Source organism: Lysinibacillus sp. A1 (assembly GCF_000801965.1).
In the GTDB taxonomy this organism is placed as follows: Bacteria; Bacillota; Bacilli; order Bacillales_A; family Planococcaceae; genus Lysinibacillus; species Lysinibacillus fusiformis.
The window spans coordinates 225,578-238,024 of the sequence record NZ_JSZM01000025.1; the positions used below are offsets into that span (position 1 = coordinate 225,578).

Here is a 12,447-nt window from a genome sequence, read left to right on the forward strand (position 1 = left end):
TATATCAAGAGAGGTGAATGGTTTGGGTTGATTAAAAGAAAAAAAAGGATTTTATATTAATCTTGATGTGAATTTGTGAACAGTGTACCTAAGTTAACTAGGCAGGTTGGTTCAATAAAAAATTTCAGAGAAATAGATGAATTAATACTAAAATACGGTAAAATAACTAGTTGAATAGTTTGTTTTTTACATAGGAGGATTTTATTTGAAAAAATATCAAAAAACGATTATCATATTTCTTCTAATAATTACGTTGCTAACACTTACTTCTTGTACACAAGCTGAAGAATCGAAAGCAAAGCATGATATTGAAAGTATCGTTTTATCATTCGAACACCCACAAACAGGTCAAAAATTTAAAATAGTCAATGCCTATAAACTTTATCAAAACTTTGCAGATAAAGTTGAAATTAATCCAGAACAATCACAATTGGAAATTTATAATGAAGAGGTAATTAAACCAATATATAGTGTTTGTTTTGAGAATGGTGAATATCCTAATATGGCAGATGAAGTTCTAAATGTAGCTCCCGACCTTTTAACAGAAAATCAACTAATAAGTGAAAAAATTGATAGGGAAGAAACTGAAAATATTATTAAAGAAGCTCTTTTAAAATCTTCTGACCTTCTTCCATCTGGAAAGGAAACAACTGCATGTGTTTTTCCTGCTACAAATACAAATATACTTATGACTACAGTGGGGGCAGGAAAAATAATAGTACTTTACAACAAATATTATAACGAAGATGTTTTAAGGTCTAGCATGGCTCACGAATATCATCATAGTGTTTGGACAGAGAAGTACTTGCGTAATGCTCCACCTTTTACTGTTTTGGATAGCCTAATATTTGAAGGAAAGGCGTTTATGTTTGAAAAGTCAGTTTATCCTGATATTTATATTTATCCAATTTATTCAACATTCAACAAATATTATTGGTCAAAAATTGTATTAGATCTCGAAAAGCATGATCTTAATCGATCTTCCGAAATTATTCTGGGAGGTAATGGCCTTCCTAATCGTTATGGTTACAGTGAGGGCTATAAAATGGTAAAATCCTATCTTGATTTGCACCCAAATGTAACCCCAGAGGAATGGACTGCGCTAAGTGCAAAAGAAATTTTTGAAAAAGGAAACTATCTTGAAAACTATAAATAACAAATCAATTCATGAATTGACATATATTCTAGGGGTAAATATATGTTATTGATTAGTTAAGAATCATTTTGAGTTGCGTATGCAGCTCTTTTTTTCTTATAGAACTAACAGGGTACAGGGTGCTTTAGTTCAATAACGATCTTCAACAATTCGGGTGCATTTATTTAGGAACGCGTTTTTTCCTTTTAAAGGGTCATATTGTTGAAGAAGACTCTTTAATGAAGAAGATGAAAATTTCCTCGAGCAGATCATTGACAATAAAGAAGGATGGTTTTTTTACTGACTTGGTTGAAAGGCTATCTGGAATACAGAGTTCACGGAATACCGAGGAGGACTTGTAAAATGAAAAACAAACCCGGGATGAGATTCCCGGGTTTGCTTTTACTTATTGGCAACTATGACCAATTTACCTGTATCCAGTTCCTTTTCGAATTGAGCAGCTTCTGATTCACTTAATCCGACAGAAGCTAATTTATTGCGGAGTTCATCTCCACGGGAATTCACCAGGTTCTTCATAGAAGTCAGGAACCCTTGCTCGCTAATACCAGCTTCTTCTGTCCCGAGTGCTTCGTTAATATCCTCTTCACGCTCTTCATAGTGCGCAAAGATGTAAATGTTATCTCGAAGGTATCCTTGCGCTTCTAATTTCTCCACTTCTTGTTTCGCCTGTACTACGTTTTCTACTGTCAATTTGACTGTCATTATTTATCCCTCCAATATATATTCACATTCAATCTATTCCACTAAATTGAATGAATAAAACATCTTTTTAGTTTTTAATTATGTAGAGAGGCATTAAAAACTAATGGAATAACAATGAACAACTCGGAAACATTGTAAGTTGTTATTCTATAATTGGGTACTATTCTATTGAGGGATTGTACCTTATTCAAGAATAGGGAGCTTTTCTGCAACAAGAATTGTGCATTTATTTATAAAGGTTCCATATTCTTAAAAAAACGATGAGGCTGGATATGAATGAAACCGTGAACAAACCTTAGCTAACAGCAGCGGAAAAGATTTGAGCATCAATTATAGCTTCCATCCATTTTCCATTATATGTATAATCGAGGTATATTAATTTTTAAAATGATGTGAGGAGGGATACAAATGGGAATTTATCCTGATTGCCCTGTTATTGTTAAATCAATAGAGATTGGCGGACTAACAAAATGGCAGCTTCTTCAAAAGTTACAAGAACATTCAATCTCGATGAATCCGTATGGTGAGCAATTATTATCTGATGATCAATTTATTACTTCTGAAACAAAGTACAGTCTAAATACTGTTGAACTGGCTGTTAGGAATCTTGGTTTTTCTGATGGAGCTACTATGCCTCAGCTTATAAAACAAGCGAATAAACTTGGTTTGGAATTATGTCCACTTGAGGTTGGACCTTACTTAAGACTGGAATATTTAGACCAAGCTGAAGGCGATTCAGGGAATTCTCTACAACAATATCAAGCTCCTTCTGGGTCTATCACAATAGCATCAGAGAGAGTACGTGATGATGATGATTTTCCTAAAGGATTTTATCTTAGAAAAATAGCTGGCGTACTATGGCTACGTGGTTATATTGCTGACGACTTGCATATTTGGAATCCTGATGATCAATTTATCTTTAGGAAAACAGAGAAAATGTAAAGAAGGGGAAATACGAATGATTGAATTACGAAAAATAACCGGGGAAAACATAGAAGAAATCATAGCACTTGAGGTTGAAGAAAGGCAGAAGGACTTTATAGAAACTACGAATCTCAAAAGTTTTGCAGATGCTCATATGTTGAACACAGACGGGATACCAGCGACTCCCGTTGCCATTTATGTCGATGAAGTTGTGGTTGGGTTTATGATGTATATTTATGATACGTTAGATCATGAATCATTTGAAAATGAAGATTTTTACGGAAAGAAGAGCTATTTTATATGGCATATGATGATTGACAAAAGGTATCAGGGGAAAGGATATGGCAAACTTACCTTTGAAAAAATGTTGATGGATATTGAAAAGATGCCATATGGGGAAGCAAAGTATGTAACGCTCTTTTATCATACAAGCAATGCCAAAGCAAAAACATTATATGCTTCCTTTGGCTTTGAAGATACAGGCATCATTCAGGATCATTCAATGTTGGCGATCAAGCATTTAGATAAGCAAATAATCTTAGCTCACTGAAAGTAATGAAGCTTCTCGACCCCTCACCAAATTTAATAGTTATATTCCAATCGGATGCTTTGAAATAAAAAAGCATCTTTCTTTATGCTAGATTGTGCTTTATAAAAGGTTCGCTGACCCATTAACCAATATTTATAACTATTTCAGTCTAATTACCGATAGCATTTTAAGTGATTTTCCTTTATTGTTAATAGGTCGTAAAAGACACTATCAGGAATATCCTGCAAATATTGAAATGATAGGTGGAAAACAATGAATTATCAAGTTTTATTATATTACCATTACACAAAGATTGAAGATCCAGCTGTGTTTTCAGCAACGCACTTAGAAATGTGTAAAGAGATCGGTTTAAAAGGTCGTATTTTAGTAGCCAATGAAGGCATTAACGGTACTGTTTCAGGTACGATTGAGCAAACAGAGCAATACATGGCAAACATGCAAGCTGACCCATTATTTGAAGGCATTGTCTTCAAAATTGATGCGGCAGATGATCATGCCTTCAAAAAAATGCACGTACGCCCTCGACCTGAGTTAGTAAACTTAGGCTTAGAAGAAGACGTAAACCCGCATGAATTAACAGGTCGCTATCTGTCACCAGAACAATTCCTTGCAGAAATGCAGGATGAAAATACAGTAGTATTAGATGTGCGTAACACGTATGAATTCGATGTCGGCCATTTTCGTGGTGCGATTCGACCAGATGTAAAAAACTTCCGGGATACACCGGAATGGGTACGTGCGAACCGCGAGCTATTCGAAGGGAAAAATGTGTTAACATATTGTACGGGTGGCATTCGTTGTGAGAAGTTTTCAGGTTGGATGAAACGTGAAGGCTTTGGTGATGTAGGCCAATTACATGGCGGTGTTGCAACATACGGAAAAGACCCTGTTGCGAAAGGCCAATTATGGGACGGACAAATGTATGTATTTGATGAGCGCTTAACGGTGCCAATCAATCAAGTAGAGCATGTAATTATTGGTCGTGATCATTATGACGGTGAACCTTGTGAACGTTACATTAACTGTGCAAACCCTGAATGCAACAAACAAATTATCGCAACTGAAGAAAATGAAGCCAAGCATCTAGGTGGCTGTACAATTGAATGTACAAAGCATGAGCGCAACCGCTACATCGTGCGTCATAATTTAACAGAAGAACAAGTAGCCCAAACGATTGAGGCGTTACAAGCATAAGTATGAACAGCTAGTTAAACATACAAAACAATATTAAATATCTCATAACCTCTACTATCTATATAGAGGGACTTAAAACACTCTGTGTAAGTGTTCGAACTATCCATTTCAAAATGGGACTAGTTGGCTCGCTTACATGGGGTGTTTTTTCTTTTGTAGGAAAATAGTAAATGACTGTAGCTGTTTAGAGTAAATGATCACAGGGTATTCAAAAAATATAACCGCATTTAATTAGTGCAAGCTCATAAAGTGTTTTTAAATAATAAATATAGGAGATGAATGATAATGGCAAACCCACATCTAACTGACTCACGTAAGAAATATCATACGGAAAAATTCCCAAATCAGGAACAGAACACTCCAGCGCTACAGAATGAAATGAGCCCCAAACCTGACTGTGGAGAAGAATCATATAAAGGATACAATCGTCTGGAAGGGCGCAATGCCTTGATTACCGGAGGCGATTCTGGGATTGGCCGTGCAGCAGCTATTGCCTACGCACGCGAAGGAGCGAATGTGGCCATTCAATTCTTCCCGGGAGAAGAGGAAGATGCCAACGAAGTCAAAGCATTAATTGAAAAAGAAGGTAGAAAAGCACTGCTGCTACCGTATGATTTGCGAGAAGATGGTTCTGCGACAGAGATTGTTACAAAAACAGTCGAAGCCTTTGGTGGATTGGACCTGCTAGTATTAAATGCTGCGCAACAAATCGCACAGCCATCTCTAAGTGACTTAACAATCAATCAAGTGCAAGACACTTTCAAAGTAAACATCATCAGCATGTTCGAGACCGTCAAAGCTGCAGAAGAACATCTGGAGCCAGGAAGTGCAATTATTACCACCACATCAGTTCAATCTTTCGATCCATCCTCATTTCTCATGGATTATGCCGCTACAAAAGGTGCGATAAGCAACTTTATGGTATCCCTGTCCTCGTACTTTGCTTCTAAAGGTGTACGTGTCAATGGTGTCGCACCTGGCCCAATTTGGACGCCGCTTCAACTGGATAACGGGAAATTAGAAGGAGAAATACCTGAGTTTGGTCAAAATACTCCTCTCGGCCGTGCGGGACAGCCGGTAGAGCTTGTACCCGTGTATGTTCTTCTGGCCTCGGATGAAGGAAGCTATATCACTGGTCAGATATATGGAGTGACCGGCGGCAAGCCGATAGATTTGTAAGCTTAAGTAGGTGATAAACAGACTCCTTCGAAATCAGTGATGTTAACTACTACTTTAATCGGGCAAGGGATGCAAAATGAACTTTCTAAAGCTAATTAGAGTAGTACCATGAATTTTAACTTCGTCTCTTCTATAAGGCGAAGTTTTTATTTTTTTGAATACTATCATCAATATGAATTTTTGGAAGGCCAAATAGCAAACTCTCATCATTTTTTTCAAGAATATAAAACCCTTGAACAAACGAGAAAACTGTTATTACAACTGTTGTCAAATAACCACTATCCATTTAAACGACAGAATCTATACACAAAAATAAATTTGAAATCAACTTGAAAATTTTTGTTATAGTTAGCCCATTCCAGTGAGCAATTATGGAATAAACATTAGTTTTTAAACGATTTTATTGTTTTATTCGTTATTGAAGGAAGGGTAGCGGATGAGGTTTGTGAAGTAGTATGGGCATTAGTGAAGCCTGAATAATAAGGAGTAAAACCAGTGATTTGATAAAATTTGGATTATGTTTTCTGATGCAAGATCCACCGATATATGATAAACACCCTCATAGTTGTAACTATGAGGGTGTGGCTAATTATTTGACCAATGTTAGTAAAAACTGGTCTCGATCCGTTTCTTCCTGCATTTTACTATCGACTAACATTGCGCCTGATTGAACTTTTGTCCTGTCATTGTCCACAAGGAATTGCATATTGACCTTTGCAACTTTATTATCAATGGAGCAATCTCCTTCGAACTCGACTACATCTTGTCTTTTTTGTGTTTCAAAATAAACCCAATAGGGATTTTCGCAGGCAGCAGCAAAGCCATTTTCTAAAGTTTTTGTACTATTTTCATAAGAATAGTTTTTTACATATGTAATATATTCATTGTCTGTAATATCCTTTTGTGGACCATAGAAGTACCAAAACACCCCTAAAATACCGATGGGTACAATCCACAATATATTCCTTTTACTTAATTTCCCCATACCTTGCCTCCCCCTTTATGAGAATATTTTAACATCTTACTCCGCATTTTTGCTAGCTTACGATAATATTTTCTAAAGAGAGAGTTGTTTCTGTTGATTTCACATATTTTGAATTCATTCGTTAGATATGATAACGTTAGCTGGTAGAATGATATGCTACTACTAATGGTTGGATTGAGGAGGTTTTTTCATGCATAAAAGAAGACGTGGTTTTCTCGTATTTCTTGTGCTGATTTTATTGGGTTTGCTCTTTTTTATCGGTATGAAGATGAGACCAGCCACACAAACGACTAGAAATTCGGAGACACCCCCAGTCCAAGAGCATAGTGATACTGCTACTGGAGGCGGCGATACCGAAAATCTTGACGTAGTCATTCAGGAAATTGTCAACCTAGCGGGAGAAGGGAAAGTACCTGATGTGCCATTTACCGCAGGGGAATCAGATAGCCGTACGGTTCATCAGCAATGGGGGGATCCTCAGCAAGTAATGGAGACCACTAATGCACAATACGAAGATTTTCTTCAACAAGAGATAACGATTGGCTTTCAACGTACAAAAGCTTTCGATATCCGTTCGTTTAAAGCAAATATAAGGAATATTCATTTAGCAGATATTAAAAATAAGTTGGGCGAGCCTGATGAGGTCCGCTATTATCAGGATACAAAGACCGATCAAATTATTTTGGTGTATCAAGTGAACGCCAACTATCAACTAAAGTGGATTTTGCCAAAGCCGACTGACAATGATGTCAATCCTACTGTTCATCACATCTCGGTCTATACAGAAATAACGGATGAGATAGCAGAGACGATCAACCAGATGACATTGGATGAAAAGCTTGGTCAAATGATGTTTGCGGGTGTTTCAGGCACATCCCTTCAGCAGGAAACTAAAAGTTTGATTCGTGATTACAAGGTTGGAGGATTGATTCTTTATGCCAATAATCTTGAAACACCACAGCAAACGGTCTCATTGATGAATGATTTGATGACAGCGAATGGGACTAATCGACTGCCACTATTCTTGGGAACTGACCAAGAAGGGGGAAAAGTAGTCAGATTACCAGGACCTTTAAAAAATTTCCCGACGAACCAAAAGATTGGGCAAATCAATCAACCACAATTCTCCTATGAGATTGGTCAATTGTTAGGGGAACAATTAAAGGCATTTGGCTTCAACCTAGACTTTGCCCCTGTCATGGATGTGAACAGCAATCCGAATAATCCAATTATTGGGGATCGTTCGTTTTCTAATAGGCCTGATATCGTTAGTCAATTAGGAATTCAGACCATGCAAGGTTTAGAAAGTCAGCAGGTGATTCCGGTCATCAAGCATTTCCCTGGTCATGGTGATACATCAGTAGATTCTCACTTAGAGCTTCCTAAAGTGTCGAAAAGTCTAGACGATTTAAATAAGCTGGAGCTTATTCCATTTAAAGCGGCCATTGATAAGGGTGTTGATGTGGTGATGGTCGGCCATATTTTATTACCTAAAATCGATCAACAATACCCTTCATCGATGTCGAAGGAAATTATTACTGGGCTATTAAGAAATCAGCTTGGCTTTGATGGGGTTGTCATGACCGATGATATGACGATGAAAGCCATTACGAATCATGTTAGTATCGGGCAAGCTGCTGTAGATTCTGTGAAGGCGGGAAATGATATTATTTTAATTGCCCATGAATTCGCCAATGTCACAACGGCCATAGATGCATTGAAGGTAGCTGTAAAGAACGGAGAAATCTCAGAGCAGCAAATTAATGACAGTGTCCGTCGAATCATTCAGCTGAAAGAAAAATATCGGCTTGTCAATCAGCCGGTATCAGCAGTGGATCTGAACAAGCTCAATGCTCGTATGGATCAAGTATTAAATACGTATATGAAATAAGAGAGAAAGGGACATACATATCGATATGTATGTTCTTTTTTGTGAATAATAGAGAAGGGTGAAGGCATGGATAAGGAATTCAAATTAGCTAGCCAATTACTAACTTTACTAGATGCTGAGCAAAGATGGTTTACCTTAGCAGAGGTTGAACAAAGTCTACATATTTCTGATAAAACGATACGCAAGTTAGTGGAGGAGATTAGTACGCAATTGCCATCAGCGATGACCATTGAAGTGTCTAGAGGCAAGGGCATTTTTCTACAACGTGATGGGCGCAGTACTACAGTTAGTGAAGCGATTGCCAGCATGTTCAGGCAAACGACCTTTTATCGACTCATGGATGTATTGTTTACAAATGAAGAGCAGTGCTCAATGGAGGAACTTGCAGAAGCCATGTTTATGAGCACCTCATCTTTGAAGAAATTGATTATGCAATTAAATAATGATGATTTGAAGCCATATCAATTACGAATTTCATACTCGACGCCAGCAGTAAAGGGAAATGAATTGAATATCCGCTATTTTTATTGGAAATTTTATGGGGATGCTTACGAGTTTACGGGGTGGCCATTTACGAATAGTGACCTTGAGGATATTCAACAATTAATCACAACTATAGAGAATGAAAAAAATATTGTTTATTTCATCAATTCCAAAAGGAAATTATCCTTTTTAGTAGCAATTGTTTTGGAACGACTAAAAAAAGAGAACTACGTAAAAATGAATGACGGTCATTACCTGTGGGAGAAAGGTATTTTCTATGGGCCCGTAAAAAAACTTGCGAAGACACTAGAAGAAAGATTTTCAATGGAATTGCCAAATAATGAATTGTTTTTCCTGCAAGCGCTATTTAGTCTAAGCCAATATCATTATTATGAAGGGTCAGAGATGACACCACAGAAAGAAATCGAATTATACAAGAATAGAGAAGAAGACCAAATGGGCCAGCGGCTATTAGCTTTATTGGCAGAGGCTTACCCGAATTTAGATAAGAATGAGCGGTTTATTATAGAAGTATATGAGTTCCTTGACAAGCTTTTAATTGATAATGCCATTCCTGAATGGATGATGATTTCAAAAAGTAATTTAACCGCGTATGTTCAACATGAGTGTCAGCAAATTTATCAAGATATGGAGACGTGTCTGCACAAATGGCAATTAACCTATCCTTCTGTTCGATATAATGATTATCATCTAACAAAATTAACATTACTTGTTCGTTCTGGCCTTAATTATAAAAGTAAAAGTGCTTTTTTGGTCATTGGTGAAGAGTTTCCAATCCGCCATTATATAGCGAATCTAATAAAAAATGAAATAGGGGATCAACTGATTATTAATACGTCCATTTTGAAAGGACTTACTGACGAGATGGTCCAGCAGCAACGTATTGATTTTGTTATTAGTAATTTCCCTGTTGACCTAAAGACTGTGCCAGTTGTCATTATTTCAACGATTCCTTCCAAAAGAGATTTAGATAATATACGGAAAGAATTACTTCAGTAGTTTGGTCAAATATTTTCCGTACACAACGTAATAATCTGGTCTAGTTGGTCATCGTAAAAAAATCTTATACTCATAGTAGTTTCTGGACGGAATCCTTTTAAGAGGAGTCGGTTTGGAACTGGCTATGGGTATTTTTTTGGTGGTAAATGAAAACGGTTACCTAATGGATTGTAGATAAATTTTATGACTTGGAGGAATAGAGATGAGTAGGCATTTAAGTGCAAAAAAAGGAGACATAGCTGAAAGGGTATTACTTCCTGGCGATCCTTTACGTGCAAGGTTTGTAGCGGAACATTTTTTAGAAAATGCATTTTGCTATAACGAAGTAAGGGGGATGTACGGCTACACGGGGATGTACAAAGGTGTACCGATTTCTGTTCAAGGGACAGGGATGGGCAATCCATCGATGAGTATTTATGGTACTGAACTGGTAAACGATTATGGCGTGAAGCAAATGATTCGTATCGGCACATGTGGTGCGATGCAAAAGGAAATTAATATCCGTGATATCATCCTCGCTCAAGCAGTATCCTCAGACAGTAATTTGACGGAGAAAATTTTCTTCGGCAATAATTATGCGCCTACAGCAGATTTTTCTTTATTAATGAAGGCATATCAGCAGGCACAAGGTAAAAAAGGAAATGTCTTTGTAGGCAATATATATAACTCGGATGAATTTTATCGTGAAACATTAGACAGGCTTCACAAGTTTATGGAATTCGGTGTGTTAGGGGTAGAAATGGAAAGCACAGCGCTCTATACGCTAGCGGCTAAATATGGGGTAAAGGCATTATCCATTTTGACGGTAGGTAGTCAATTACTAACAAATGAATGCTTAACACATGAGGAAAGTGAAAAGTCCTTTTATGAAATGGTGGACGTTGCTTTGACTACCATTATCGATGAATAGTGTCGTGTAAATGGGTAGAAGAACAGCAATAAAAGTGATGAATGCCATTTTGTCTGGATAGCAGTGGAGGGTATTGATGATGGTAGCTCCATTGCTATGGCAGATTTAGCTAATTTAACGCCCGAAAAACGTCTAGGCCAGTGGACAAGCTAGGGTTCGTTAAATGTTGATGGTACACATGGAAAGTTACGGAGGGGAATAGATGCATTATTTAATTTCTATAGTAGGTTTACTGTTAGTTCTATTTTTAGCATGGGTTGCGAGTAATAATAAGAAAAAAATTAAGTATCGTCCAATCATTGTGATGATTGTCATCCAGCTTATTCTAGGATTTCTTCTGCTTAAAACAAGTATCGGAGAATTATTAATTAAAGGATTTGCTGATAGTTTTGCAAAATTACTAGAGTATGCAAACGAAGGGACCAATTTTGTATTTGGTGGGATAGCTAATGAAGGAGCGCATACTTTTTTCCTGTATGTGTTAATGCCAATTGTTTTTATGTCCGCAATAATCGGAATTTTGCAACATTATAAAATCCTTCCGTTTATTATCAAGTATATCGGTCTAGTACTAAGTAAAATAAATGGAATGGGAAAACTAGAATCTTATAATGCGGTGGCTGCAGCGATAGTAGGACAAAATGAAGTATTCATTTCGGTGAAAAACCAAATTGGATTTTTACCGAAGCACCGTCTCTATACATTATGTGCTTCTGCGATGTCAACTGTATCGATGTCAATTGTTGGCTCCTATATGACGATGCTAGAGCCCAAGTATGTAGTCGCCGCCTTACTATTAAACTTATTCGGTGGTTTTATTGTGGCTTCTATCATAAACCCGTATGAAGTGAAGGAGGAGGAAGATATAATCGAAGTGCAAGAAGGCGACAAGCAAACATTTTTTGAAATGCTAGGCGAATACATTATGGATGGTTTTAAAGTAGCTATTATAGTTGGCGTTATGTTAGTAGGCTTCGTTGGGTTAATTGCTCTTATTAATGGTCTGTTTAATGGCATATTTGGCATCTCGTTCCAGGGTATCTTAGGGTATGTTTTTGCGCCAATTGCCTTTCTTATGGGTGTCCCTTGGCATGAAGCGGTTAATGCGGGTAGTATTATGGCGACAAAGCTTGTGGCCAATGAATTTGTTGCTATGCTGGACTTCGTTAAAATCCAAGATAGCTTTAGTGAACGTACGGCAGCCATTGTATCTGTATTCCTTATATCCTTTGCAAATTTTGGCTCCATTGGGACTATCGTAGGTGCCGTAAAAGGGCTACATGAAAAGCAAGGCAATGTGGTTGCGCGCTTTGGATTAAAATTACTCTATGGCGCTTCACTAGTCAGTGTTTTATCGGCAATCATTATCGGTATTGTATTTTGATCGCCAAACTATAAAAATAATGAAGGCTTTAAGACGAGACACACCTTGATAGTTTACCTATTAAGGTGT

The 12,447-nt window shown here is 37.2% G+C and carries 12 protein-coding genes; 10 read left to right on the forward strand and 2 right to left on the reverse strand.

Annotation, left to right across the window (positions count from 1 at the left end):
* Positions 1-205: 205 nt before the first annotated feature.
* Positions 206-1,156 carry a DUF2268 domain-containing putative Zn-dependent protease gene (locus PI85_RS19585; protein ID WP_036125298.1) on the forward strand — a complete coding sequence of 317 codons (951 nt, stop codon included), beginning with the start codon at positions 206-208 and terminating at the stop codon, positions 1,154-1,156.
* A gap of 381 nt (positions 1,157-1,537) precedes the next feature.
* Here the strand turns inward: PI85_RS19585 and PI85_RS19590 are convergent, their stop codons facing one another.
* Positions 1,538-1,858 (reverse strand): general stress protein, encoded by a 321-nt coding sequence (locus tag PI85_RS19590; RefSeq protein WP_036125300.1) that lies wholly within the window; start codon positions 1,856-1,858, stop codon positions 1,538-1,540.
* A gap of 408 nt (positions 1,859-2,266) precedes the next feature.
* Here PI85_RS19590 and PI85_RS19595 point away from each other — a divergent pair, with 408 nt between their 5' ends.
* From PI85_RS19595 to PI85_RS25275, 5 genes are all read left to right on the forward strand, one after another.
* A complete protein-coding gene (locus PI85_RS19595; protein ID WP_036125302.1) occupies positions 2,267-2,800 on the forward strand; it encodes a hypothetical protein in 534 nt (177 codons plus the stop codon).
* Between the two features lie 16 nt (positions 2,801-2,816).
* A complete protein-coding gene (locus tag PI85_RS19600; protein WP_042737466.1) occupies positions 2,817-3,332 on the forward strand; it encodes a GNAT family N-acetyltransferase in 516 nt (171 codons plus the stop codon).
* Between the two features lie 252 nt (positions 3,333-3,584).
* Positions 3,585-4,526 (forward strand): rhodanese-related sulfurtransferase, encoded by a 942-nt coding sequence (locus PI85_RS19605; protein ID WP_036125305.1) that lies wholly within the window; start codon positions 3,585-3,587, stop codon positions 4,524-4,526.
* A gap of 285 nt (positions 4,527-4,811) precedes the next feature.
* Positions 4,812-5,705 (forward strand): SDR family oxidoreductase, encoded by an 894-nt coding sequence (locus tag PI85_RS19610; RefSeq protein WP_036125307.1) that lies wholly within the window; start codon positions 4,812-4,814, stop codon positions 5,703-5,705.
* A 108-nt stretch (positions 5,706-5,813) separates the two neighbouring features.
* Complete coding sequence (locus PI85_RS25275) at positions 5,814-6,038, forward strand: YxiJ family protein (RefSeq protein WP_144422593.1); 225 nt, start codon at positions 5,814-5,816, stop codon at positions 6,036-6,038.
* Between the two features lie 256 nt (positions 6,039-6,294).
* Here the strand turns inward: PI85_RS25275 and PI85_RS19615 are convergent, their stop codons facing one another.
* Positions 6,295-6,690 (reverse strand): hypothetical protein, encoded by a 396-nt coding sequence (locus PI85_RS19615; RefSeq protein ID WP_036125308.1) that lies wholly within the window; start codon positions 6,688-6,690, stop codon positions 6,295-6,297.
* 190 nt (positions 6,691-6,880) lie between these two features.
* On the opposite strand from PI85_RS19615, the gene nagZ reads away from it, so the two are divergent.
* The 4 genes from nagZ (at position 6,881) to PI85_RS19635 (ending at position 12,378) form a co-directional block, all read left to right on the forward strand.
* Positions 6,881-8,581 (forward strand): beta-N-acetylhexosaminidase, encoded by a 1,701-nt coding sequence (nagZ, locus tag PI85_RS19620; RefSeq protein WP_036125309.1) that lies wholly within the window; start codon positions 6,881-6,883, stop codon positions 8,579-8,581.
* A gap of 66 nt (positions 8,582-8,647) precedes the next feature.
* Positions 8,648-10,084: a helix-turn-helix domain-containing protein gene (locus PI85_RS19625; protein WP_036125310.1), complete on the forward strand. Its 1,437-nt coding sequence runs from the start codon at positions 8,648-8,650 to the stop codon at positions 10,082-10,084.
* 202 nt (positions 10,085-10,286) lie between these two features.
* Positions 10,287-10,994 carry a purine-nucleoside phosphorylase gene (gene deoD / locus PI85_RS19630; protein ID WP_036125311.1) on the forward strand — a complete coding sequence of 236 codons (708 nt, stop codon included), beginning with the start codon at positions 10,287-10,289 and terminating at the stop codon, positions 10,992-10,994.
* 202 nt (positions 10,995-11,196) lie between these two features.
* Positions 11,197-12,378 (forward strand): NupC/NupG family nucleoside CNT transporter, encoded by a 1,182-nt coding sequence (locus tag PI85_RS19635; protein WP_036125312.1) that lies wholly within the window; start codon positions 11,197-11,199, stop codon positions 12,376-12,378.
* Positions 12,379-12,447: the final 69 nt, after the last annotated feature.

Coding starts and splice junctions, on each gene's coding strand:
- PI85_RS19605 (WP_036125305.1), top strand. CDS start 3,585: ATGAATTATCAAGTTTTATTATATTACCATTACACAAAGATTGAAGAT.
- PI85_RS19590 (WP_036125300.1), bottom strand. CDS start 1,858: ATGACAGTCAAATTGACAGTAGAAAACGTAGTACAGGCGAAACAAGAA.
- PI85_RS19635 (WP_036125312.1), top strand. CDS start 11,197: ATGCATTATTTAATTTCTATAGTAGGTTTACTGTTAGTTCTATTTTTA.
- nagZ (WP_036125309.1), top strand. CDS start 6,881: ATGCATAAAAGAAGACGTGGTTTTCTCGTATTTCTTGTGCTGATTTTA.
- PI85_RS19595 (WP_036125302.1), top strand. CDS start 2,267: ATGGGAATTTATCCTGATTGCCCTGTTATTGTTAAATCAATAGAGATT.
- PI85_RS19600 (WP_042737466.1), top strand. CDS start 2,817: ATGATTGAATTACGAAAAATAACCGGGGAAAACATAGAAGAAATCATA.
- PI85_RS19615 (WP_036125308.1), bottom strand. CDS start 6,690: ATGGGGAAATTAAGTAAAAGGAATATATTGTGGATTGTACCCATCGGT.
- PI85_RS19625 (WP_036125310.1), top strand. CDS start 8,648: ATGGATAAGGAATTCAAATTAGCTAGCCAATTACTAACTTTACTAGAT.
- PI85_RS25275 (WP_144422593.1), top strand. CDS start 5,814: ATGAATTTTAACTTCGTCTCTTCTATAAGGCGAAGTTTTTATTTTTTT.
- PI85_RS19610 (WP_036125307.1), top strand. CDS start 4,812: ATGGCAAACCCACATCTAACTGACTCACGTAAGAAATATCATACGGAA.
- deoD (WP_036125311.1), top strand. CDS start 10,287: ATGAGTAGGCATTTAAGTGCAAAAAAAGGAGACATAGCTGAAAGGGTA.